General features: G+C 64.3%; 21 protein-coding genes and 1 other RNA gene. 12 read left to right on the top strand and 10 right to left on the bottom strand.

The features are described from left to right. Nucleotides 1-11 precede the first annotated feature (11 nt). Together YQ44_RS03930 and ilvD are read right to left on the bottom strand one after the other, a co-directional pair. Nucleotides 12-323, bottom strand: a complete 312-nt coding sequence (locus YQ44_RS03930) for a c-type cytochrome (protein WP_071322265.1) — start codon at nt 321-323, stop codon at nt 12-14. Between the two features lie 220 nt (nt 324-543). After that, nucleotides 544-2409: a dihydroxy-acid dehydratase gene (ilvD, locus tag YQ44_RS03925; protein ID WP_071322264.1), complete on the bottom strand. Its 1866-nt coding sequence runs from the start codon at nt 2407-2409 to the stop codon at nt 544-546. A gap of 180 nt (nt 2410-2589) precedes the next feature. Here ilvD and YQ44_RS03920 point away from each other — a divergent pair, with 180 nt between their 5' ends. From YQ44_RS03920 to YQ44_RS03910, 3 genes are all read left to right on the top strand, one after another. Then, nucleotides 2590-3501, top strand: a complete 912-nt coding sequence (locus YQ44_RS03920) for a LysR family transcriptional regulator (protein WP_071326246.1) — start codon at nt 2590-2592, stop codon at nt 3499-3501. Nucleotides 3502-3580: 79 nt separating this feature from the next. Then, nucleotides 3581-4411 carry a prolipoprotein diacylglyceryl transferase gene (gene lgt / locus YQ44_RS03915; RefSeq protein ID WP_071322263.1) on the top strand — a complete coding sequence of 277 codons (831 nt, stop codon included), beginning with the start codon at nt 3581-3583 and terminating at the stop codon, nt 4409-4411. Between the two features lie 209 nt (nt 4412-4620). Further along, nucleotides 4621-6147 (top strand): GGDEF domain-containing protein, encoded by a 1527-nt coding sequence (locus YQ44_RS03910; RefSeq protein WP_083411639.1) that lies wholly within the window; start codon nt 4621-4623, stop codon nt 6145-6147. Here YQ44_RS03910 and YQ44_RS03905 read toward each other — a convergent pair. The 5 genes from YQ44_RS03905 to YQ44_RS03885 form a co-directional block, all read right to left on the bottom strand. Beyond that, nucleotides 6125-6589, bottom strand: a complete 465-nt coding sequence (locus YQ44_RS03905) for an EVE domain-containing protein (protein WP_071322261.1) — start codon at nt 6587-6589, stop codon at nt 6125-6127. The two genes, YQ44_RS03910 and YQ44_RS03905, sit on opposite strands and share 23 nt — an antisense overlap. An 82-nt stretch (nt 6590-6671) precedes the next feature. Then, a non-coding RNA gene (gene ssrS, locus YQ44_RS03900) (6S RNA) lies at nt 6672-6849 on the bottom strand. A gap of 54 nt (nt 6850-6903) precedes the next feature. After that, nucleotides 6904-7215: a cell division protein ZapA gene (locus YQ44_RS03895; RefSeq protein ID WP_071322260.1), complete on the bottom strand. Its 312-nt coding sequence runs from the start codon at nt 7213-7215 to the stop codon at nt 6904-6906. Further along, nucleotides 7215-7490, bottom strand: a complete 276-nt coding sequence (locus tag YQ44_RS03890) for a DUF904 domain-containing protein (protein WP_071322259.1) — start codon at nt 7488-7490, stop codon at nt 7215-7217. Before YQ44_RS03890 ends, YQ44_RS03895 begins: the two co-directional genes overlap by 1 nt. A 142-nt stretch (nt 7491-7632) precedes the next feature. Beyond that, complete coding sequence (locus YQ44_RS03885; RefSeq protein WP_071322258.1) at nt 7633-8406, bottom strand: hypothetical protein; 774 nt, start codon at nt 8404-8406, stop codon at nt 7633-7635. Nucleotides 8407-8929: 523 nt separating this feature from the next. On the opposite strand from YQ44_RS03885, the gene groES reads away from it, so the two are divergent. From groES to YQ44_RS03870, 3 genes are all read left to right on the top strand, one after another. Then, entirely contained in the window at nt 8930-9220 is a 291-nt protein-coding gene (groES, locus tag YQ44_RS03880) for a co-chaperone GroES (protein ID WP_010400979.1), read from the top strand. 50 nt (nt 9221-9270) lie between these two features. Then, nucleotides 9271-10920, top strand: a complete 1650-nt coding sequence (gene groL, locus YQ44_RS03875; RefSeq protein ID WP_071322257.1) for a chaperonin GroEL — start codon at nt 9271-9273, stop codon at nt 10918-10920. A gap of 200 nt (nt 10921-11120) precedes the next feature. Beyond that, complete coding sequence (locus tag YQ44_RS03870) at nt 11121-11636, top strand: hypothetical protein (RefSeq protein WP_232251047.1); 516 nt, start codon at nt 11121-11123, stop codon at nt 11634-11636. 6 nt (nt 11637-11642) lie between these two features. Here the strand turns inward: YQ44_RS03870 and YQ44_RS03865 are convergent, their stop codons facing one another. Continuing rightward, on the bottom strand, nt 11643-12893 hold the full coding sequence (locus tag YQ44_RS03865) for an MFS transporter (RefSeq protein ID WP_071322256.1): 1251 nt from the start codon (nt 12891-12893) through the stop codon (nt 11643-11645). Beyond that, nucleotides 12890-13435: a PadR family transcriptional regulator gene (locus YQ44_RS03860; RefSeq protein ID WP_071322255.1), complete on the bottom strand. Its 546-nt coding sequence runs from the start codon at nt 13433-13435 to the stop codon at nt 12890-12892. The genes YQ44_RS03865 and YQ44_RS03860 overlap by 4 nt, the downstream gene beginning before the upstream one ends. Nucleotides 13436-13535: 100 nt before the next feature. On the opposite strand from YQ44_RS03860, the gene YQ44_RS03855 reads away from it, so the two are divergent. Both YQ44_RS03855 and YQ44_RS03850 read left to right on the top strand, forming a co-directional pair. Further along, complete coding sequence (locus YQ44_RS03855; RefSeq protein ID WP_071322254.1) at nt 13536-14093, top strand: GNAT family N-acetyltransferase; 558 nt, start codon at nt 13536-13538, stop codon at nt 14091-14093. A 117-nt stretch (nt 14094-14210) separates the two neighbouring features. Further along, complete coding sequence (locus YQ44_RS03850) at nt 14211-15749, top strand: POT-type proton-dependent oligopeptide transporter (RefSeq protein WP_198043870.1); 1539 nt, start codon at nt 14211-14213, stop codon at nt 15747-15749. 52 nt (nt 15750-15801) lie between these two features. On the opposite strand, the gene YQ44_RS03845 is transcribed toward YQ44_RS03850, so the two are convergent. Then, on the bottom strand, nt 15802-17433 hold the full coding sequence (locus YQ44_RS03845) for an alpha-D-glucose phosphate-specific phosphoglucomutase (RefSeq protein WP_071322252.1): 1632 nt from the start codon (nt 17431-17433) through the stop codon (nt 15802-15804). Nucleotides 17434-17579: 146 nt separating this feature from the next. On the opposite strand from YQ44_RS03845, the gene YQ44_RS03840 reads away from it, so the two are divergent. From YQ44_RS03840 to YQ44_RS03825, 4 genes are all read left to right on the top strand, one after another. Further along, entirely contained in the window at nt 17580-18134 is a 555-nt protein-coding gene (locus tag YQ44_RS03840) for a sigma-70 family RNA polymerase sigma factor (RefSeq protein ID WP_071322251.1), read from the top strand. 8 nt (nt 18135-18142) lie between these two features. Then, a complete protein-coding gene (locus YQ44_RS03835) occupies nt 18143-19243 on the top strand; it encodes a FecR family protein (protein ID WP_198043869.1) in 1101 nt (366 codons plus the stop codon). An 81-nt stretch (nt 19244-19324) separates the two neighbouring features. Continuing rightward, complete coding sequence (locus YQ44_RS03830; protein ID WP_083411638.1) at nt 19325-21721, top strand: TonB-dependent siderophore receptor; 2397 nt, start codon at nt 19325-19327, stop codon at nt 21719-21721. 276 nt (nt 21722-21997) lie between these two features. Beyond that, nucleotides 21998-24259, top strand: coding sequence for a TonB-dependent siderophore receptor (locus tag YQ44_RS03825; RefSeq protein ID WP_198043868.1), 2262 nt, complete (start codon nt 21998-22000; stop codon nt 24257-24259). The last annotated feature ends 49 nt before the right edge of the window (nt 24260-24308 follow it).

The raw sequence follows: 24308 nt of genomic DNA, 5'->3' as shown, positions 1-24308 counted from the left end.
AGCGGCACAGATTATTTCTGCGCCAGCACCCATTTGATCAGGGTGTGGGCTTCCGCATCGCTCACTTGCGGGTTGGCTGGCATCGGGATCGCGCCCCAGGTGCCGGAACCGCCCTTCATGACTTTCGCCACGAGCTTGGCTTCCGCGTCTTTCTGACCGGCGTATTTGGCAGCCACGTCCTTGAACGCGGGACCCACCAGTTTCGTGCTCACGGCGTGGCACGCCATGCAATTCTTGGCTTTCGCCAGGTCCGGATTGGCCAACGCTGCTTGCGATGCCAGGGCCGAGACGGCCAATACACTCACCAACATAAAACGTTTCATTGTCTTTTCTCCAAAGTTACTTCCTGCGGCATTTTACTGTGTTTCCGCAGATGCACCACGAGCCCAGATCAAGCGTTTCAATGTAGTAACGCAATGCAGTCGGGAGGCACTCACATTCTGCCCCATCTGCACGCCGCTGACCATGTTGTTTGTAAGGCGATGTAACGGCAGCCGGCCCCGCGCGGTGGATCGGGGCCGGCCGTCGTACTGGCACAACAAATTAACGTTTCTTCAACTGCGACAGATCGCGCACGGCGCCGCGGTCGGCCGATGTCGTCAGTGCCGCATAGGCTTGCAGCGCCTGCGAGACATAGCGGTCGCGGTTGACGGGCAGCCAGGCCGCATCGCCCTTCGCTTCCATGGCGGCGCGGCGCGCGGCCAGCTGCGCATCCGTGACGCGCAGGTTGATGCTGCGCTCGGGAATGTCGATGTCGATGAAGTCGCCCTCTTCCACCAGGCCGATGGCGCCCCCTTCGGCCGCTTCCGGCGACGCGTGGCCGATCACCAGGCCCGAGGAACCGCCCGAGAAGCGCCCGTCCGTGAACAGCGCGCACGCCTTGCCCAGGCCCTTGGACTTGATGTACGACGTCGGGTACAGCATTTCCTGCATGCCGGGGCCGCCTTTCGGGCCTTCGTAGCGGATGATGACGACGTCGCCCTCATGCACGGTGTCTTCCAGGATCGCTGCCACGGCCGCATCCTGGCTTTCGAACACGCGCGCCTTGCCCGAGAATTTCAGGATGCTTTCATCGACGCCGGCCGTCTTGACGATGCAGCCCTTCTCGGCCAGGTTGCCGTACAACACGGCCAGGCCGCCATCCTGCGAATACGCGTGGGCCTTGTCGCGGATGCAGCCGGTGGAACGATCCGTATCGACGGCGGCGAAGCGCTCGGACTGCGAAAACGCCGTCTGCGTCGGCACGCCGCCCGGCGCGGCGCGGAACAGTTCATGCACGGCCGGATTGTCCGTGCACATGATGTCGTTTTGCGCGATGGCGTCGGCCAGTGTCGGCGCGTGTATCGTCGGCAGAGTGGTGTTGAGCAGGCCGGCGCGCGCCAGCTCGCCCAGAATCCCCACGATGCCGCCGGCGCGGTGCACGTCCTCGATATGGTATTTGTCCGTCATCGGCGCCACCTTGCACAGGCACGGCACCTTGCGCGAGATGCGGTCGATGTCGGCCATCGTGAATTCCACTTCCGCCTCGTGCGCGGCGGCCAGCAGGTGCAGCACGGTATTGGTCGAGCCGCCCATCGAGACGTCGAGCGCCATCGCGTTTTCAAAAGCGGCCTTGGTGGCGATCGAGCGTGGCAGCACGGAATAATCGTCCTGCTCGTAGTGGCGCTTGGCCAGTTCCACGATCAGACGGCCGGCGCGCAGGAACAGCTGCTGGCGGTCCGAATGCGTGGCCAGGATCGTGCCGTTGCCGGGCAGGGCCAGGCCCAGCGCCTCGGTCAGGCAGTTCATCGAATTGGCAGTGAACATGCCGGAGCACGAACCGCAGGTCGGGCAGGCCGAACGCTCGATCTCGGCCACGTCGGCGTCGGAGACAGTGCTGTCGCCCGCCTTGATCATGGCGTCGACCAGGTCCAGCTTGATGATCTTCTGCGTGCCGTTGACCACCTTGACGACCTTGCCCGCTTCCATCGGGCCGCCGGAAATGAAGACGACGGGGATGTTGATGCGCATGGCCGCCATCAGCATGCCCGGCGTGATCTTGTCGCAGTTCGAGATGCACACCATGGCGTCGGCGCAGTGGGCGTTGACCATGTATTCGACGGAGTCGGCGATCAGGTCGCGCGAAGGCAGCGAATACAGCATGCCGCCGTGGCCCATGGCGATGCCGTCATCGACGGCGATGGTATTGAATTCCTTGGCCACGCCGCCGGCCGCCTCGATCTCGCGCGCCACCATCTGTCCCAGATCCTTCAGGTGCACGTGACCGGGCACGAACTGGGTAAACGAGTTGACGACGGCGATGATCGGCTTGTCGAAGTCACCGTCCTTCATGCCGGTGGCGCGCCACAGGGCGCGGGCGCCAGCCATGTTGCGGCCGTGGGTGGTGGTGCGGGAGCGGTATTGCGGCATGATGGGGTCCTTCCAAAAGTGTGAGTGCCTGACTGCGGGAGCGGGCCGGCAAGGGCCAAGACCCTGCGCGCAGTGGGGGTACGCCAGATTGCCTTGCGCGCGCCCCACTGTCAAATATATGATGCACGTGTCTGTGAGTCGTATTACATATCACAGCGTTCAATCCGCATGGAAACGCATATGAATCTTGAGCTGCGCCAGTTGCGCTACTTTGTCACCGTCGCCGAGGAATTGCATTTCGGCCGCGCCGCCGCGCGCCTGCACATGACGCAGCCGCCCCTGTCGCAAACCATCATGGCCCTGGAAGACATGCTGGGCGCGCCCCTGTTCGTGCGCACCCGGCGCGAAGTGCAGCTGACGCCGGCAGGCGCTGCCCTGCTGCCCGAGGCGCGCCGCCTGCTGGCCCAGGCACAGGACTTGCCGGCGCTGGTGCGGCGGGCCGCGCAGGGCGAGGCGGGCCGCCTGAGCCTGGCCTTCGTCTCGTCGGCCGACTACAGCGTGCTGCCGCCCCTGCTGCGCGCCTACCAGGCGGCCTATCCGCAGGTGCAGATCGCCTTGCAGGAAGCCACCTCCGACCTGCAGCTCGACGAATTGCTGGCCGGGCGCACGGATGCCGGCCTCCTGATCCCGCCCCTGCCCGAGAAGGCGAAGGCGGCGCTCGACTACCTGCCCGTGCTGGCCGAGCCGCTGGTGCTGGCCGCGCCATCGGGTCTCGCCATATGGGCCACGCCGGGCCCCGTGCGCCTGCAGGACGTGCCGACGCTGCCGCTGATCATCTTCCCGCGCGCGATCTCGCCCGCCCTGCACGACGCGATACTCGGCGTCTTCCGCGCCGCCGGCATCACGCCGCAGATCGGCCAGGAAGCGATCCAGATGCAAACCATCGTCAGCCTCGTTTCGGCTGGCATGGGCATCGCGCTTGTGCCACAATCAGTCTCGAACCTGATGCGCCCCGGCGTAGAATACAGGCCGCTGCAGGACGCCACGCCGCTGGTGGAAACGGGCCTGGCCTGGCGCCGCGACAATCCGTCCGCCGTGCTGCAAGGCTTCCTGGCCCTGCTGCGCATGCAAATTGCCGCTGGCGGTCAATAAATTAAGTGGCCGCTAAGGCAAAAAAGCTGCCGCAGGGCCATACTACGCAACCTTAGCTTTAAACAAAGAAAGAAACCCCATGCTGATACACCCGATGCCCAATCCGATTGCCATCCAGATCGGCCCGCTGGCCGTGCACTGGTACGGCCTGATGTATGTGCTGGCCTTCGCCCTGTTCATCATCCTGGGCCGGGTGCGCATCAAGCAGCCGCATATCGCCGCGCTGGGCTGGAAGAAGGAAGACCTCGACGACATGCTGTTCTACGGCATGCTGGGCGTGGTGATCGGCGGCCGCCTGGGCGAAGTGCTGTTCTACCGCCCCGCATACTTCATGCACAATCCGCTCGAAATCTTCATGGTCTGGCATGGCGGCATGTCCTTCCATGGCGGCTTCCTCGGCGTCATCGTCGCCATGTACCTGTGGAGCCGCAAGGCGGGCCGCAACCTGTTCGACGTGCTCGATTTCATCGCCCCGCTGGTGCCGCTCGGCTACGCGGCCGGCCGCCTCGGCAACTTCATCAATGCCGAATTGCCGGGCCGCATCGCGCCGGACACCCTGCCGTGGGCCATGCAATGGCCGGGCATTCCGTATCCCGTGCACCCGTCGCCGATCTACCAGATGCTGGTCGACGGCATCCTGGTGTTCATCATCCTGTGGCTGTACGCGCGCAAGCAGCATCCGCGGATGGCCGTGGGCGCCATGTTCACCCTGCTGTACGGCTGCGCGCGCTTCTTCACCGAGTACTTCCGCACGCCGGACTGGGAAGTCGTGTGGCTGGGCGTGCCGATCACCTCGGGGCAGATGCTGTCGCTGCCGATGATCGTCGGCGCCATCGCGCTGCTCGTCTGGGCCTATAAGAGCCAGGTGATGGCGACGCCGCCGACCAAGGCGCGCCCAGCCCAGGCCTGACACGCCGTTCCAGGCGGAGGGCGGCGGCACGCGCCGCGCCATCCGCCCCCGGCCTGGCGTGATCCGCCACAATCTTTCCCTCTATGCATTAAAATTTCCCAATGGAATGGACTTGCTTTTGGGATAAGGGGTATGATCGTTTTACCCTGCCGCCAAACCAAGGCAGGCGCTCATGATCTGACGGACATTCGAGCCAGGGAGCCCAGCCTATGCAGCTTGCCAGGAAGACCACGACGTTCTGGATGACCGTGGGCGCCGCCTATCTACTGGCGCAGCTGGCCCTGACGGCGTTTGCCGGCCGGCATGCCGCGACCGTGGGCTACCTGTTCAACCTGCTGGCGCCCTTGCTGGCCCTGGCCGCCTGCTGCCGCTGCGCCCGTCTGAGCGCGCCCGGCATCGTGCGCACGGGATGGGGCCTGTTCGCGGCGGCCATGCTGTTCTGGAGCGTGGGCATGGCGCTGTCCGCCTGGCAAGACCTGAGCGGACAGGTGGCATCCGACGCCACGTATTTCTCCGATTTTGCCTATTTCATGTATGGCGCGCCCCTGCTGCTGGCCATTTCCTCGGTCAGCGACCAGCATCCCTCGCGCAGCCTGCAATGGCTGGACGCCGTGCAAGTCTTGCTGGCAGCCTATCTGGCCTATACGGCCATCTTTTCCGTCTCGCCATTTGCCCAGCGCTCGATCGCGCCGATTCCCGCCAGCCTGCTGGTGGTGACGTACAACGTGGAAAACCTGGTCCTGGCCTGCTGCGCCTCGCTGCGCCTGCTGGCGCACCGCCGGGATGGCGAGCAGGGCCGTTTCTACCTGCTGCTCAGCGTTTTCCTGTGGTGCTACGCCGGCTGCGCGGGCGCCTACAATTACCTGACCCTGCATGCGCTCGCCGGGCCGATCCTGACCGAGTTGCTGCCAAGCGTGCCATTCCTGCTGCTGGCGGTGCTCGCTGCGCAAACCCGGCCGCAGGAGGAAGCGGCCCGGCCACGGCATGCCCCGCCGCCACTGACCTTGCTGATCGACAACTTCAGTCCCATCTTCTTCACGGCGGCCTTGCTGGGACTGGGTTTCGTCGTGCTGCGCGACCATTTCTACCTGGCGGCCACCTCGCTGTTTGTCGCGCTGGCCGTCCACGCGCTGCGCTCGGCCACCCTGCAAAGCCGCTACATGCAAAGCGAGCTGGCCTTGCGCACCGCGCACGAGCTGCTGGAAAAACTGTCGCTGACCGATGGCTTGACGGGCGTCGCCAACCGGCGCTGCTTCGACCAGACCCTGCAGGGCGAATGGCAGCGCGCAGCGCGCGACGGCAAGCCGCTGGCGCTGCTGATCATCGATATCGATTTCTTCAAGAGCCTGAACGACACTTTTGGCCATCCGTATGGCGACGCCTGCCTGGTGCAGATTGCCGCAGCCCTGCGCTCGGCGCTACCGCGCGCCAGCGACCTGGTGGCGCGCTTTGGCGGCGAGGAATTTGCCGCCATCCTGCCAGCCACCGGACTGGCCGGCGCGCAGGCGGTGGCGCAAAAGATGCAGGAAGCGATCGCCGCGGCCGCCATCGCCCAGGCCCCGTCGCGCAGCGGCCAGGTGACGGCCAGCATCGGCCTGGCCCTGAATACCGGTTGCCCGGCGCCGGAACAATTGCTCGCCGCCGCCGACCGGGCCCTGTACCGGGCCAAGCAACATGGCCGTAACCGCATCGAGGTCGATGCCACGCCGGCGCCTAGGCTGTCAACTTGCCTGTAATGACCTTCCATTGCGCCGGCGTCACGGGCGTGATGGACAAGCGGCTGCCCTTCTTCAACAGCAGCATGTCTTCCAGTTCCGGCATCTGGCGCATCTCGGACAGGGGCAGCAGCGCCGTCTTCCTGAGGCCGCGCACGTCGACACTGATCCAGCGCGGCTGCTCTGGCGTGGCTTTCGGATCGAAGTACTTGCCGCCCTCTTCAAACTGGCTGTGATCGGGATACGCCGTGCTGGCCACTTCGGCCACGCCGGCCACACCCGGCTGCGGGCAACTGGAGTGATAGAACAGCACGCCATCGCCCACTTTCATCCCATCGCGCATGAAGTTGCGCGCCTGGTAATTGCGCACGCCAAACCACGGCATGGTGTGCTGCGGCGCCGCCATCAGGTCGTCGATGCTCACTTCATCCGGTTCCGATTTCATCAGCCAATATTGTTTCATCAAATCTCCCGTATCAAGGCAACAGACGTAAAAAAACGGTTGCGCATCGTGATGCCGCAACCGTTTTCAGTTGTACTACAAATTGGGCCCCGCCTGTGCCGCTATGCCGGCATCCCGAACCAAACGGTTCAAGGTGGTCACGTTAGTTCAATTTCGGGTTCGTCGAACGAGCGACGCTCACTCCCATCAAACAAAATTCGCAACCGATGCGCATAAATGGTTCAAGGAATATATGGCAATCGCGAACACCGCAGGGTAGACCCAAGTTTACTCCTTTGGTCGCGCATCGCAAAGACAAATCGTCGCGTACGCGCTTAAAAAAGGTTTTCCTGGGGCGTCAGTGCGCTGTCCAGGACGGTATGCATGGCCGAGATCTTTTGCTTCACTTCCAGTATCGTCAATTCCGACAGCGGACCTTGCGGTGACTTGACGGAGAGAAACTCTGCCGCCACGCCCAGCGCGGCCAGCACGGCAATGCGGTCGTTGCCCTTGACCTTGCCGGCGTCGCGGATGGCCTTCATCTTGCTATCGAGATAGATCGCCGCTTCGCGCAAGGCGCGCTCTTCGCCATCGCGGCACACCATGCTGTAGGCCTGGCCCATGATATTGACATCGACACGCGGCATTACGCTTCCTTCTCGTTCTCGGCAAGGTGATCGCCGGTGACAGCGGCGGCTTCGGAAGCGGCTTGCTCCAGGCCGGCCTGCACCAGTTCCGGGATTTTTTCCAGCAAGGCTTCCACGCGCTCCTGCGCCTCGCGCATGCGTTGCACATACAGCGCGTTTTCGGCGGCCAGGGCGACATTGTCCTTGCGCAACTGCGCGTTTTCACGGCGCAGCGCGTGGGTCATTTCGGCCAGCAGGCCGATTTTGTCGGATAATTCGTTGAATTCGGAAATCATCCCGCCACTATAGGGCGGACGCTCCCTGGGCGTCAATCGAATCAGGCCGCTGTCACACATATTTACATCAATGCAGCGCAGTTGCCGTGAAATACATGCTTTTTAACGCCACGGCGCGCTTGCCGCCCTGCAGCAGGCCGTCCTAGCGATGCCCTTCGAAGTCCGGTTCGATGTCCAGGCTGCCGTAGCGGTTTTCGCACGCACGGCGCGTCAATTCCTGCTTGCCGCCCTTGCCGTCGAGCACCATCGTCAAGTCGCGGCACGTGGTAAAACTGCCAGGCTTGGTGCCGGTCGCGGATGGCGTCAAGGTCACCAGCAAGGCCTGGGCATTGCCCAGCCCCTTGTTGCTCCACTGGCGGCTCTTGCCATCCTCTTCATCCTTCAAGGTGCGCACGGCCGCCTTCAGCAGCGATGCCTGCTCTTTGGCATTCAGCTTGGCCACCGTCACGTCCGACAGGAAGGGCGGATACACGACGGGCGCCGGGTCCTTGCCCTGCACATCCCAGTTGCCGCTGTTCTGCGAACAGGTGCGGCGGCTCAGGTCCTGCGTCTTGCCGCCAGCCGTGACGACGAACTTCAGGTCGCGGCACATGTGCGCCTTCAGGCTGTGCTCGGTCATGCCGGAATTGCTGAAGTTATACGTGGCTTTCACCAGCACGCCGCGGTCGCCGCCGTTGTCCCACACATGCGCTTCCTGGTCGTCGTCATCCTTGTTCAAGTCGTTGAACAGGTCATTGAGCAGCATTTCCTTTTCCAGCGGCGTCAGGGTCGCCACGGTGATCTCGTCGACGATGGTGGCCGCTGGCGCGGCAGCCGTTTGCGCGACGGCATGGCCCAGGCAAGCGAGGCCGATGACGGCGGCGCCTAGCAGGCGCAGCGCGGGGCGGGAAACAGGATAGGGCATGATGTGCTGCATGGTGTGCTTTCTGGCGCAGTGGCGATATTGATATGTAATATCAATCATCTTATCAAATTTCATAGTGAAATCTGTTTCCTGTGTGTACAGGAACGCCCCCCATCCGGACGACATGCTAGAGTCGCTGCTGTTGCTGACGCCCGGGAACTTGGCTTGCGCCAGCGCAAACCCTGCGTAAATGCAGGCTGCGCAGAACGTCTATGCATATCTTCCCGGAGAATAAGCCCTTGAATAAGCCCCCTACCGTCCCTATAATTAGCACTCGTTAGTAGAGAGTGCTAACAAACTCTTTCGTAGCAATCCTCAGGAAATGATGGTGCTTGCCAGGCCACTGCAGGGAATGCTACGCGGCGGGCGACGCCGCGATGCACCACTGCCGGATACGGACAAGGACAGGATGACATGGGGTTTGCTTGACCGTTGCGGGCTGCTTTCAACGGCGGTCACTGAAAGCAGGCCTGGCGCTGTGCCAGGCATGTATTCATTTAGCAACACTTATCCATTGAACTTTAAGGAGTTTTGTATGAATCTGCGCCCATTGAACGATCGCGTCATCGTCAAACGCCTCGACCAGGAAACCAAGACTGCGTCCGGCCTCATCATTCCTGATGCAGCTGCTGAAAAACCGGATCAAGGCGAAGTCCTTGCCGTAGGCAATGGCAAGATTCTCGACGACGGCAAAGTCCGTCCTCTGGATGTCAAAGTGGGCGACCGCGTCCTGTTCGGCAAGTACGCCGGCCAAACCGTCAAAGTTGACGGCGATGAGCTGCTGGTCATGCGCGAAGAAGACATCATGGCGATCGTCGTCAAGTAATTGTTTCCACGTTGTAGACAGATACATCCCGAAACTCAGGAGAATTGAACATGGCAGCTAAAGAAGTAGTATTCGGCGACGCAGCGCGCGCCAAGATGGTCGAAGGCGTCAACATCCTCGCCAACGCAGTCAAAGTAACGCTGGGCCCGAAAGGCCGCAACGTGGTCCTGGAGCGCTCGTTCGGCGCCCCTACCGTCACCAAGGATGGTGTGTCGGTAGCGAAAGAAGTTGAACTCAAAGACAAGCTCATGAACATGGGCGCGCAAATGGTCAAGGAAGTTGCTTCCCGCACCAGCGACAACGCCGGCGACGGCACCACCACCGCGACCGTGCTGGCACAAGCCATCGTGCGCGAAGGCATGAAGTTCGTTGCCGCCGGCATGAACCCGATGGACCTGAAGCGCGGTATCGACAAAGCTGTTGCAGCAACCGTCGAAGAACTGGCGAAAATCGCCCGTCCTTGCACCACGACCAAGGAAATCGCCCAGGTTGGCGCGATCTCGGCCAACTCGGACTACTCGATCGGCGAGCGTATCGCTGAAGCGATGGAAAAAGTCGGCAAGGAAGGCGTTATCACCGTTGAAGACGGCAAGTCGCTGAACGACGAGCTGGACATCGTTGAAGGCATGCAGTTCGACCGCGGCTACCTGTCGCCATACTTCATCAACAACCCAGAGAAGCAAGTTGCCGTACTGGACAGCCCATTCGTCCTGCTGTGCGACAAGAAAATCTCGAACATCCGTGACCTGCTGCCGGTACTGGAACAAGTCGCAAAAGCTGGCCGTCCACTGCTGATCATCGCCGAAGACATCGAAGGCGAAGCGCTGGCGACCCTGGTTGTGAACAACATCCGCGGCATCCTGAAAACCTGCGCAGTGAAAGCACCTGGCTTCGGCGACCGCCGCAAAGCCATGCTGGAAGACATCGCTGTCCTGACCGGTGGTCAAGTGATCGCTGAAGAAGTCGGCCTGACCCTGGAAAAAGTGACCCTGGCCGAACTAGGCCAGGCGAAACGCATCGAAGTGGGCAAGGAAAACACCATCGTTATCGATGGCGCCGGCGAAGCTGCCTCGATCGAAGCACGCGTGAAACAAGTGCGCGTACAGATCGAAGAAGCGACCTCGGACTACGACCGTGAAAAACTGCAAGAGCGCGTAGCCAAACTGGCTGGCGGCGTTGCCGTGATCAAGGTTGGCGCAGCCACCGAAGTCGAAATGAAAGAGAAAAAAGCCCGCGTTGAAGATGCTCTGCACGCAACCCGCGCTGCCGTCGAAGAAGGCATCGTGCCTGGCGGCGGCGTAGCCCTGCTGCGCGCACGCGCCAACATCACGATCAAGGGCGACAATCCTGATCAAGATGCCGGTATCAAGATCGTCCTGCGCGCAATGGAAGAGCCACTGCGCATGATCGTGCAAAACGCTGGCGAAGAAGCTTCGGTCGTCGTGGCAGCCGTACTGGCTGGCTCGGGCAACTACGGCTACAACGCTGCCAACGGCACGTATGGCGACATGGTTGAAATGGGCGTCCTGGACCCAGCCAAAGTGACCCGTTCGGCGCTGCAAAACGCCGCTTCGATCGCTTCGCTGATGCTGACGACCGACTGCATGGTCTGCGAAATCGCTGACGACAAGGCAGGCGGCGGCATGGGCGGCGGCATGGGTGGTATGGGCGGCATGGGCGGCATGGACGGCATGATGTAATGTCCTGCGGCTCCGCGCGCAGGCGACGGCGCGCGGAGCCGCCTGCGCCGGGCAGGAACAGGCAGACCAAAAGCTGCCAGTGCCTCCCCGGCGGCCCCGAAAAGCTATCTTCTATGGAAGGTAGCTTTTTTTTCGCCTGTTGACGTGGCCAGCCCGCTTGGCAAGCCCGGCGATTGCCGGCCTGTGCGTTTTGCTTTAGCATGGCCGCCATCGACCTTCTTTCTCACGCCCACACCACCATGCCGCCACGCGCCTCCTCTTCCAAAACCGCCATCATCGCCGGCACCCTGGCCGGCTTGCTGGCCGCCGCCCTGGCCGCCTTTTACGTCTACCAGCAGCCCGCGCAGCACGGCGGCAACGCCCCGGCCGCGAGCAGCCAGACGACGGCGCAAGAGCAGAATGCGCGTGCCGTCGATGCGCTGATGGCCTTGCCCGAGATCAAGGCATGGTCGGCGCATATCGAAAAAGCCTCGGCCGGCCGCGCGCATGGCGCCGTGATGGAAACGTCACCCGAGACGCGCCTCGTCGATGGCCAGCCTTACTATCAGCTGAGCTTTTTCGAAAGCACGCCGGATGCGGCCCACCGTTGGGAAAGCTTCGTCGTCTCGCCGGACGGCAAGCGCATCCTCGTCGATGACATCGTCAGCGGTGACCTGCTGAGCCTGGAACAATGGCGCAAGGACAGCGCGCCCATGCAGCGCATCGCCACGCAGTAAGCCCGCCTACGCCGGCGCGCCCTGCGGCGCCGCGCCGCGCACGCGCGCCACCCACCACACCGTCCACAGCGACAAGGCCGCCGCCAGCCAGCCATTCCAGCCATAGCCGCCGATGTGGCCGGCCGCATCCGTCTGCAGGGTCAGACCGCCCAGCCAGGCGCCGAGTCCGCTACCCAGGCTTTGCAGGGCCGAATTGGCGCTGAGGAAGGCGCCGCGCTTGCGCGGCTCCGGGATGGTCGTCAGCAGCGCCTGCAGCGGGATCGTGCGGCCCGACACGAGGGCCATAAAGAATGGAAACACCAGCATCAGCGCCAGCAGCGGCAACTGGGGCAGATGCGTCATGAACAGCAGCGGTGCGATCGACAGCAACGAGACCCAGCGATAGACCTGCTGCTTGCCGGCCCGGTCCGCCCAGCGGCCGATCAGGCGCGCCGTGAAGATCGTGGCGCAGCCGCCCGCCAGGTAGACCCAGGTGACGTCGGCCGGCGCCAGGCCCATATTCCCCACCAGCACGGGCGAAATGAAGGGAATTACCAGCATGCCCGCCGTCATGTTGACAATGGACAAGGCAAACGCCTCGAGGTGGCGCCGTTCGCGCAGCAGCGCCAGCAGGTTCGGCAGCACCTGGCGCAGCGGCGTCGGGGCCGCGCCCATGTGCGCCGTCAGCGACGGCAGCACGCGCGCCGCGCCCAGCCAGATCAGCAGCGACAGCACGACCAGCAGGAAAAAGGGCGAAGGCCAGCCGAAGTGCGCGGCCAGCACCACGCCGATCGGCACGCCGCCCACGGCCGCCATGGCAAACGAGGTCATGACGATGCCGGTGGCCGCGCCGCGCCGCTCGGCGGGAATCACGTCGCCGATGATGGCCATGACGATGGCACCGAGCACGCCGCCCGTCATCCCCGCAAACGCGCGCGACCACAGCAGCACGTGGAAGTTCGGCGCCAGCGCGCAGGCCAGGTTCGACACGGTAAACAGGCAAAACATGGTCAGCAGCAGCTTCTTGCGGTCGAAGCGGTCGATATACGTGGCCGCCAGCAAGCCGGACAAGCCGGCGCACCAGGCATAGGCCGAGACGGCGCCGGAGACGGCGGCCGGGCCGATATGGAATGCCTGCATCAGCTGGGGCGCCAGCGGCATCATCACCATGAAATCCATGATGACGGTAAATTGCGTCAGCGCAAGCAGCCACAGCATCGCGCGCTCGCGCGCCGGCGTCAGCATGGGCACCGGCATGGACAGCGGCGCGGGCCTCATGCCAGCGCCTCGATGTCGGCACGCGCCCGGCGCAGGATGGCGCGCATGGCGTCCAGGCGGCTGGCATCGGACTCGCCCGCGCGCCCGCGCGCCAGCACCGCCGCCTTCAGCTCGTGCATCAGGTGGCGCAAGTCGTCGTCCGCGCCTGCCGGCGCATCCACCCTGGCGGCGATGGCGTCCACATAGGCGCGGTTGGCGGCCAGGAAGGCCAGCCCCTCGGGCGTGATGCTGTGCAGCTTCTTGTTACCGTCGAGGCTGACGGCCACGTAACCGTGGCCCACGAGGCCATGCATGAGCGGATAGATGGCGCCGGGACTTGGCGCATACGCGCCGCCGGCACGCTGTTCGATGGCCTTGATGATGTCGTAGCCATGGCGCGGCTTGTCGGCGATCAATTGCAGTACGAGGTAGCGCAGGGTGCCCGCGTCAAACATCTTCGGGCCGCGCGCGGCGGGAACAACGCTGGCAACGGCGCCCGGCGCATCGCCCTGGCTGTGCGGGGCGGCGCGCAACAGCTGGTCGCCGCGATGGAAGTGCAGCATGATGGCTCCTTAAGATATATCGCAATAAGATATATCTTATGTTCGAATATGGCGCAGCGCAAGGTTTACTTTCTGGCATCGAGGCCCGATACTCGCCGACATGCCTGCCCACACTGTCCGCCCCCTCGCGCCCGACGACGCTGCCGCCTACCGCGCGCTGCGCCTGGCCGGCATCGCCGAACTGCCCGCCGCCTTCTGCACCACGCATGCGGCGGAAAGCGGCTTGCCGCTGGCACAGATCGCCCAGCGCCTGCAGACGACGCCATACCAAATAATATTTGGCACTTTCAAAGGAGAACAGTTGATCGCCATGGCTGGCCTGCGCCGCGAGCCGATTGCCGTCGTACACGACAAAGCCAGCCTGTGGGGCGTCTACGTGGCGCCGCAGGCGCGCGGCCAGGGCATCGGGCGGCAGTTGCTGCGCGCCGCCATCGCCCATGCCAACAGCATCCCCGATCTGGCCCGGCTGCGCCTGGCCGTGGCGCAGGACAACCATGCGGCGCTGACCCTGTACCTGGCATGCGGTTTTGTGCTGGCGGACGAAGCGGCATCGCATGGCATGTTGAAAATGCAATTAGTACTGCCGCGTCCTGCCATCGCAACGACGCAAAGTAATGTCTTTATGAAAATCAATACCTTACAATTCCTTGCGAAATAGCCAAGGGGCCGTTTTTTCTGTTGCAAGCAAACGCGGCAGGCCTTAGCATCGCGGCTTACAAAAAATACTTGGGGAGAGCCAATGTCATCGGCCGAGACACAAACCGCCACGGGAAAAATGCCGCGGCAAATACCGTACATCATCGCCAACGAAGGCTGCGAACGCTTCAGCTTTTACGGCATGCGCAACATCCTGACGCCATTCCTCATCAGCACCTTGCTGCTGATGATCCCGATCGACCAGCGCACGGGGGAAGCCAAGCACGTCTTCCACACCTTCGTCATCGGCGTGTATTTCTTCCCGCTGCTGGGCGGCTGGCTGGCCGACCGCTTCTTTGGCAAGTACAACACCATCTTCTGGCTCAGCCTCGTGTATTGCGCCGGCCATGCCTGCCTGGCCGTCTTTGAAAACAATGTCAACGGCTTCTACTTCGGCCTGTTCCTGATCGCCTTCGGCTCCGGCGGCATCAAGCCGCTCGTGGCCTCGTTCGTCGGCGACCAGTTCGACCAGACCAACAAGCACAAGGCCAAGCTGGTGTTCGACCTGTTCTACTGGATCATCAACTTCGGCTCCTTCTTCGCCTCGCTGCTGATGCCGATGTTCCTGCGCGACTACGGTCCGTCGATCGCCTTCGGCATCCCCGGCGTCATGATGCTGGCCGCCACCATCGTCTTCTGGATGGGCGCCAAGAAATACGTGCACGTGCCGCCGGCACCGCCGAATCCCGATTCGTTTACCCGCGTGGCACGCACCGCCCTGCTGGCGCAAGTGGACAACGGCTCGCGCCCGGGCCTGTACGTGGCCTACGTCGGCGTGGCCGGCGCCCTGTTCTCGTTCTACATGATCCCGGACTGGGGCTTCGTCATCTCGGCCTGCTCCGCGCTGGTCCTGCTGCTGGCCTTCGGCAGCATCGGCACGGCCATGCAACTGGAACGCGCGCGCGGCATCCACCCGGACGAAGCCGTCGAAGGCGTGCGCGCCGTGCTGCGCATCCTCGTCATCTTCGCCCTCGTGACGCCGTTCTTCTCGCTGTTCGACCAGAAGGCGTCGACCTGGATCGTGCAGGCCAACACCATGGAAAAACCAAGCTGGTTCCTGCCGGCGCAGATGCAGGCGCTGAACCCGATGCTGGTGATGCTGCTGATCCCGTTCAACAACCTGGTGCTGTACCCGATGCTAAACCGCTTCGGCATGGAAGCCACCGCCCTGCGCCGCATGACGGCCGGCATCGGCTTTTCCTCGCTGGCCTGGATCGTCATCGGTCTCTTGCAGCTGGCCCTCGACAGCGGCAACGCCGTCTCCATCATGTGGCAGATCCTGCCGTATGCCCTGCTGACCTTCGGCGAGGTGCTGGTCTCGGCCACGGGCCTGGAGTTTGCCTACAGCCAGGCGCCCGTCTCGATGAAGGGCGCCATCATGAGCTTCTGGAACCTGTCGACCACCGTCGGCAACCTGTGGGTGCTGATCGTCAACAAGAGCGTCATGAACGAGGGCGTGATCGGCAAGATTGCCGAGAGCGGCATCAGCGTGACGGCCTTCCAGATGTTCTTCTTCGCCGCCTTTGCCGCCGTTGCCATGATGGCCTTCGGCCTGTACGCGAAGCGCTACAAGATGGTCGACAACTACCGCCAGGCGGTCGTGCCAGCCAAGGCGTGATGCTGGTTTGATCTGCCGCAATGAAGAAGGGCGCACCATGTGCGCCCTTTTTTTATGTCGTCACCGTCGGCGCATCACGCCCCGTGCGCTGGCGGATCTGCGCCAGCCGCTCCGCCACGCCGATCAGGCCAGCCAGCGCTTCCTGGGTCGGCAGGTCGTGCCGGGCCACGTCGGCTTCGTAACGCTCCAGGTACAAACGCAAGGTGGCGCCCTGCGTGCCCGTGCCCGACAGGCGCAGCACGATGCGCGCGCCGTCCGTCATGATGATGCGGATGCCCTGCTTGCCGGCCACCGCGCCGTCGACGGGATCCGTGTAGCTGAAATCGTCGGCCAGCGCCACCGTGTAGCCATCGACCACCTGTCCCGGCAGCGTGGCCAGCTGCGCGCGCACGGCCTCCATCAGCTGCGCCGCGCCGGCGCTGTCGATATCCTCGTAGTCGTGGCGCGAATAATAGTTGCGGCCATGCGTGGCCCAGTGGGCGCGCACGATCTCTTCCACCGACTGCCGTTTCGCCGCCAGCAGGTTGAGCCAGAACAGGACGGCCCACACGCCATCTTTCTCGCGCACGTGGTTCGAACCCGTGCCGTAGCTTTCCTCGCCGCACAGGGTCGCCATGTCCGCGTCGAGCAGGTTGCCGAAGAACTTCCAGCCCGTCGGCGTCTCGAAGCACGGTATGCCCAGCGCGGCGGCGACGCGGTCGGCCGCGCCGGAAGTGGGCATCGAGCGCGCGATGCCCTTCAAGCCGGCGCGGTAGCCGGGCGCCAGCGTGGCATGCGCGGCCAGGATGGCCAGGCTGTCCGACGGCGTCACGTCGAAGCGGCGCCCGACGATCATGTTGCGGTCGCCGTCGCCGTCCGACGCCGCGCCGAAGTCCGGCGCATCGTCGCTGGCCATGCGCGCGATCAATTCCTGCGCGTTGACGGGATTCGGGTCCGGATGGCCGCCGCCGAAGTCTTCCAAGGGCACGCCGTTGATGACGCTGCCCTTGGGAGCGCCCAGCATGCCTTCCAGGATGGCGCTCGCGTACGGGCCGGAAACGGCGTGCATGCCGTCAAAGCAGATGCGCAGGCCGCCCGCGAACAGGGCGCGGATGGCGTCGAAATCGAACAGCCGCTGCATCAGCTCCGCGTAATCGGCGACGGGGTCGATCACCTCGACGCTCATCTGCTCGATGCGCGCCAGTCCCGGCGCATCGAGGTCGATGTCGGCGGCGTCGCTGATGCGGTATTCGGTGATGGCTTGCGTGCGCGCAAACATGGCTTCGGTAAGCTTTTCAGGCGCCGGGCCGCCGTTGCCGATGTTGTACTTGATGCCGAAATCGCCGTCGGGACCTCCCGGATTGTGGCTGGCCGACAGGATGATGCCGCCGCTGGCGCCATGCTTGCGGATCACGCAGCTGACGGCCGGCGTCGACAGAATGCCGCCCTGGCCCAGCAGCACGCGCGCGTAACCATGCGCCGCCGCCATGCGCAGCACCGTCTGGATCGCCGTGCGGTTGTAATAGCGGCCATCACCGCCCAGCACCAGGGTCTGGCCGCGGCAGTCGCCGAGCGTGTCGAACACGCTTTGCACGAAGTTTTCCAGGTACTGCGGCTGGCTGAACTGCCCCACCTTCTTGCGCAACCCCGAGGTACCCGGCTGTTGGCCGGCAATCGGCGCCGTGTTGATGATTTGAATAGCCATGTTATCTCCATATCAACTATGGATGGTAATGCATGTGGGATGCGCCGCAAAGCGTTGTACACCTGCCACGGTGCGGTAAACCGCTTAGCACGGCGGCCCACGGCGGCCCGCCATGCAATATAATGAGAATCATTCTCATATGTGGCATGCCAGGCTGCACTTTCAACAAGACATCGGACGCCGTGGTTGCACGCTACTATCAAGAACTGCTCAATTTCTGCTGGCGCAGCCTGCGCAACCGCGAAGCCGCTGCCGACCTGGTACAGGAAAGCTATGTGCGCGTGCTGGGCGCGCAAAGCGTGCCGGACGGCGCCAGCCGGGAAGAGCACGCCATCCGCGAACCGCGCGCGCTGCTGTACCACACGGCGCGCAACCTGCTGATCGACAATCACCGCCGCGCCGCGCTGCGCCAGCACGATGCACTCGACGCCATGCCGGAAGCGGCGCATCCGGCCGCGCCATCGCACCTGCAGCCGGAACAGGCGCTGCAGGGCAGCCAGGACTGGCAAGCATGCGTGGCCGCCATCGACGCCCTGCCGCCCCGCTGCCGCGACGCCTTCGTGCTGCACATCTTCGAGGAATTGCCGCACGCGCAAATTGCCGCGCGCATGGGCATTTCCGTGAGCATGGTGGAAAAACATATCGCGCGCGGCATGCTCAGTTGCCAGGCACAGTTGCATTCTTTGCGGGAAGCCACATAATGGCGCCCATGACCGCACTTCCACCCCGCCACGATTTCGGCCCTTCCGCCCAGGACGAGGCGGACGCGCGCGCGCATGCGCGCTTTGCGGCAACGCAAGATCCCGTGGCGCTGGCGGCGGCCACCTGGTTCAGCCGGCGCGGCAATCTTGATGCCCCGGGCCAGGCCGCGTTTGCCGCCTGGCTGGCGGCCGATGCGCGGCACGCCCACGCGTATGCGCAGCTGCAGCACACGCAGCAGGCGGTGCGCCGGATTCCCGCACAGGTCGCCGCGCGCTGGACGGTGCCCCCGGCTGCCCCCGCCCCAGCCTCCGCGCCCCGCCGCCACTGGCTGCGCGCATTGCCGTATGCGGCGGCGGCCATGCTGCTGCTCGGCGTGGGCGCGGGCGGCTACCAGTGGTGGCAACAACCCACGTTCAGCCAGTCCTATGCCACCGCGCGCGGCCAGCGCCTGACCGTTGCCCTGCCCGATGGCAGCACGGTGCAGCTCGACACGGCCACGCGGCTGCACGTCACCCTGTACCGCCAGCGGCGCGCAGTGCGCCTGGCGCAGGGCGAAGCGCTGTTCCAGGTGCAATCCAGGCAGGGCCAGCCATTCGAGGTCGCGGCCGGCCCGCTGCGCGTGACGGTGGTGGGCACGCAATTTTCCGTGCGGAATACCCTCGATCACGACGACAGCCTGCGCGTGGCCGTGCAGCACGGCCATGTGCGCGTGGCGGGCGCGCAGCCGGACGCCATCGACCTGCTGGCGGGCCAGGGCGTGACGGCCGATGCGGCCGGCCGCCTGTCGGCCATCGCCAGCCTGGCGCCCGGCAGCGTGGCGCCGTGGCGCGAAGGCCGCGTCACTTTCGAGAACGTGCCGCTGAGCGTGGCGCTGGCCGAATTCGAGCGCTATGGCGACACGGGCTTCGTCGTGCGCGATCCGGCCGTGGCGCGCCTGCGCATCGGCGGCAGCTTCAGCCTGACCCAGCTCGACCGCTTCGCCGCCGCCCTGCCGCAACTGCTGCCCGTGCAGATCGTGCGCAGCGGCACCACCAGCACGATCGGCATGGCGCCGAAAGCGTCCGCGCAAGCGCCATCGATGCAACTGCCGCAAAATAAATACAAATAATTCGCATTCGCAGGTGAGGATTTCCGCCGCTGCTGCGTCTACCTCGTTAATCGACAACAAATTAACCTGGAGAAATGCAACATGTGGTCCCACCGCTGCAATCTGACACCCGCCCCCCTCGCCCTGGCCGCCATGCTGGCCCTGGGCACTCTTCCCCTGGCGCAGGCGCAAACCTGGCCCACCGTTAAACTGACCATCGCCGCCCAGCCGCTGGGCCAGGCCCTGAATGAACTGGCGCGGCAAGCCAATCTGCAACTGCTGTTCGCCCCCGAACTCGTGGCCGGCAAGACGGCGCCCGCCGTCAGCGGCACCCTGAGCGTGGCCGACAGCCTCGAGCGCCTGCTGGCCGGCAGCGGCCTGGCCGCCAGCATCGACGGCAACAGCGTCATCATCCGCCCGGCGCCCGCCGCCACGGGCAAGGTGGCGACCCTGGCGGAAATCACCGTCAGCGCCCGCCAGGACGCCAATGCGGAGACTGAACTGACGAAATCGTATGCGGCGCAGGCGGTAAGCATCGGCAAGGGCCAGCAAAGCCTGCGCGAAATTCCCCAGTCCGTCTCCGTGCTGACGCGCCAGCAGCTGAACGACCAGAACCTGCTGAGCCTGGACGACGCCATGCGCGGCGTGACAGGCATCACCGTCGAAGCGAGCAGCACGGGCGGCAACCATGGCAACTTTTATTCGCGCGGCTATGCGCTCGACTCGGTACAGGTCGATGGCGTGATGACACCGGCCAGCACGGGCAACGACCTGTCGGCCGGCTTCGGCCTGGCCATCTACGACAGGGTGGAAGTGCTGCGCGGCCCCGCCGGCCTGTTCCAGGGCGCGGGCGACCCGGGCGGCACCATCAACCTGGTGCGCAAGCGCGCGCGCGACACCTTTGCCGCCAGCGGCGTGCTCAGCGCAGGCTCCTGGGACCGCTACTACGCGGAAGCGGACGTGACAGGCCCCCTGAGCGCGGATGGCAGGGTGCGCGGCCGCCTGGTGGCCGCCTATGAACACCGGCGCTCCTTCGTCGACCATGTGTATGCGGAAAAACCGCTGCTGTACGGCACCGTCGCCGTCGACGTGGCGCCGGGCACCGTGCTGACGGGCGGCATCACCCATCAGCAGTACAGGGGCCGCCCCGCCTTCGGCCTGCCCGCCCATGAAGACGGGCGCCTGCTCGACGTGCCGCGCTCGACCTACCTGGACCCGGCCTGGAACCACATCACGGAAAAGGTCACCGAATACTTTGCCGAACTCGATCACAAGCTGGACAACGGCGGCCAGTTCAAGGTCACCGCCCTGTACCGCGAGCAGGATGAACCGTCGCGCAACTTCGGCTGGTCCGACTGCTCGGCCGATCCCGTCACGGGCGACAGCTGCCTGATCAGCTGGAACTACCGCAGCCACTGGAAGACGCAGGGACTCGACGCTTACCTGGCCACGCCGTTCCAGGCCTTCGGCCGCAGCCACGACCTGATCGTGGGCGCCGACTACCGCCAGGTGCACAAGAATTTCCGGTATGGCGGCGGAAACAATGCGCCGATCAACGTCTTCCACCCGGATAACAATGTGCCGCAGCCCAGCTATACTTTCTCCAACGGCAATGACAACCGCACCAAACAGTTCGGCCTGTACGCGCGCACCCGCCTGCAGGCGACGGACCGGCTGGCCGTCAACCTGGGCGGGCGCCTGACGCATTGGGACAACCATACCGTCAACCGCAACGCGTATTTCAACCAGTTCACCGACGTCAGCAACACCATCAAGGCGAAATTCACGCCGTACGCGGGCCTCGTCTACGAGCTCGACAGGCAGCTGTCGGCCTACGGCAGCTACACGCGCATCTTCTCGCCCCAGAGCACCACGGACGCGGCCGGTCAAACCCTGAAGCCGCGCACGGGCCAGCAGTTCGAGCTGGGGCTGAAGGCCGAGCTGTTCGACAAGAACGTCAACGCGCATGCGGCCCTGTTCCGCATGGAAGATGAAAACCGCGTCATGCCCGACCCGGCCAACCCGCTGTTTTCCATCGGCGCCGGCAAGATGCGCAGCCAGGGCATGGAAGCCGAGCTGAGGGGCAGTCCCCTGCCGGGCTGGAACATCACGAGCGGCTATTCCTACACCAGCACGCGCACCCTCGAAGGCAGCGACGACCAGAAGGCGCAGCTGTACACCTTCATCGCGCCGCGCCACAATTTCAATGTGTGGACCACCTACCGGCTGGCCGGCGCGCTGGACAAGATCAGCGTGGGCGGCGGCCTGCGCAGCGTCAGCAGCATGTACCGCCTGAACGGCCCCGTGAAATTCGAGCAGGGTCCCGTCACGACGGTGGGCTTGCAGGCCGGCTACCGCCTCAGTCCCAAACTGGAGCTGTCGCTGACGGTGAACAACCTGTTCGACAAGAAATACTACACGCGCGTGTGGGCCGCCTATGGCTCCAACTTCTATGGCGAACCGCGCAACGCCATGCTGACCCTGCGCGGCCAGCTGTAAGCTCCCGCCAGCCGGGCCGACGCACGGCCACCGCAACAATGCGGTGGCCGTTCTCGTTTACAACATCGCACTCTTGCATGTCTCGCAACCCCGCACTATAATAAGAATAGTTCTCATTCACATTTGGACTCTCGCGAGAGTCCGCACCCGGTCGCCTGGCTGGTGCGCGGCTGAATGACACGCTGCGCCAGCCAGGCATCACCGCCAAGCAAGCTCCCCCCATACCACTACACGCCTTGCCGCACGACGGCGGGCGCACGAAAAGAAGGATGCTTCATGGCACGAACACGTTCGCTGGCCGGCACCGTTGCCGCCACGATGACTCCCGCAATCCCGGCATTGCACCTCCGCCCGCTGGCCGCCGCCGTGCATTCGGCCCTGCTGGCGGCGGCGCTGGGCGCCGGCACGGCGCTGGCTGCGGAAGCCCCAGCCAGGCCCGATGAAGCCACCTTGAGCGAAATCAAGGTGCTGGGCCAGCAGGACAAGGCGTCGACCGAGAACACGGGTTCCTACACCACCAAACAGATGGCCACGGCCACGCGCATGGGCCTGTCCATCCGCGAAACGCCGCAATCGATCTCGGTGGTGACGCGCCAGCGCATGGACGACATGGGCTTGAACAGCCTGGCCGAGGTGCTGGTGCAGTCGACGGGCGTGACGGTGCAGGAAAACGATAGCGAACGCACCAATTTCTCGGCGCGCGGTTTTTCCATCGGCAACTACCAGATCGACGGCGTGGCCGTCAATTCGGGCGCCAATGCGCTGTTCGACACGGCCATCTATGACCGCATCGAAATCGTGCGCGGCGCCACGGGCCTGGTCAGCGGCAATGGCGACCCGTCGGCCACCATCAACATGCTGCACAAGCGCCCGGGCAAGGAGTTCGCCGCCTCGGCCGGCCTGACCGTCGGCTCCTGGAGCAAGGTCCGGCTCGAAGGCGACGTCAGCGCGCCGCTGAATGCGGACGGCAGCATCCGCGGGCGCGTCGTCGTGGCTGGCCAGAACCGCCATTCCCACCTCGACCTGTACAAGGAACGCAAGCTGGTGGGCGCCGTCATCGTCGAAGCGGACCTGACGCCGGACACCCTGCTGACGGCTGGCATCGACTATCAAAAGAACACGCCGAAAGGCACGAGCTGGGGCACCACGCCCCTGTTCTTCTCGGACGGCACGCCGGCCAACATGCCGCGCTCGTTCAACATGGCGGCCAAGTGGAGCAGCTGGGAACGCGCATTCGAAAACAAATACGTCTACCTCGAGCACCGCTTCGCCAACGACTGGAAAGTCAAGGCCGCCTATGGCCGCCTGGACAGCTCCTCGAACGGCAAGCTGTTCTACGGCGGCAGCGGTTATCCGAACCGCGACGGCTCGGGCCTGGCCGTGTGGAGCAGCGCCTTCCCCTACGATGAAAAACAGGACAATTTCGACCTGTCGGCCAACGGCACCTTCCCCCTGTTCGGCCGCCAACACGACCTGGTACTGGGCGTGAACGGCTGGAAGCGCGTCGGCACGACGAACGAGACGCAGTTCGAGGACCCGCTGCCCTTCGCCACCACCATCCCCGACTTCCGCCACTGGACGGGCGACGTGCCGGAACCAGCCATGCTGCGCACGGGCGCGCGCGACGTCGCCACCACCAAGCAGTCGGGTGCCTTCATCGCCACGCGCATCAACGTCATGGACAATCTGAAGGTGCTGGCCGGCGCGCGCATCTCGAAGTGGGAAACGTATAACGACCGCTACGATACTAAAGGCGCCTTCGTGAAGCGCAGCTCCGCCTACAAGACGGACGATGTCGTCACGCCGTACGCGGGCGTGGTGCTCGACGTCAGCCAGAGCACCTCGCTGTACGCCAGCTACACGGACCTGTTCAAGCCGCAGAACCTGAAGGACAAGAACAACGCCTTCCTCGACCCGATCACGGGCAGCAACGTGGAAGCGGGCGTGAAGAGCGAATTTTTCGACGGCGCCCTGAATGGCTCGTTCGCCGTGTACCAGGCCAAGCAGGACAACCTGGGCGAAGAGGATGCGTCCGTGCCGCTGAGCTTCGTGCTGCCGGACGGCAGCCGGCCGTATGTCTCGACGGGCAAGGGCACGAAGAGCAAGGGCTACGAGGCGGAAGTATCGGGCAGTCCGCTGGCGGGCTGGCAGCTGTTCGCCGGCTACACGCACAGCAAGTCGAAGACGGGCAAGGGCGTGCTGACCAATACCATCCAGCCGACCAACATGCTGCGCGTCTCGACCACCTACCGCCTGCCGGGCCAGCTGCAGAATCTGACCATCGGCGGCGGCTTGAACTGGCAGAACGAGATCTACACGACGGCCACCCTGCCGAACAGGACAAAGACGCGGGTCAGCCAGGGCAGCTACGTGCTGGCCAACCTGATGGCGCGCTACCAGATCAGTCCCAAGCTGGCGGCCACCCTGAATGTCAACAACCTGTTCGACAAGACCTATTTCCGCCGCGTGGGCTTCTATAACGGCGGCTATTACGGCGAACCGCGCAGCGTGGCGCTGAACCTGCGTTACCAGTACTGATGCACCCAGCCGGCCGCCTTCCCACAGGAGCGCGGCCGATTTTCCGTTT

It is taken from the genome of Janthinobacterium sp. 1_2014MBL_MicDiv (assembly GCF_001865675.1).
Taxonomy (GTDB): domain Bacteria; phylum Pseudomonadota; class Gammaproteobacteria; order Burkholderiales; family Burkholderiaceae_D; genus Janthinobacterium.
The sequence above is the reverse complement of the archived record's forward strand: the minus strand, read 5'-3'. Positions and strand labels throughout refer to the sequence as shown.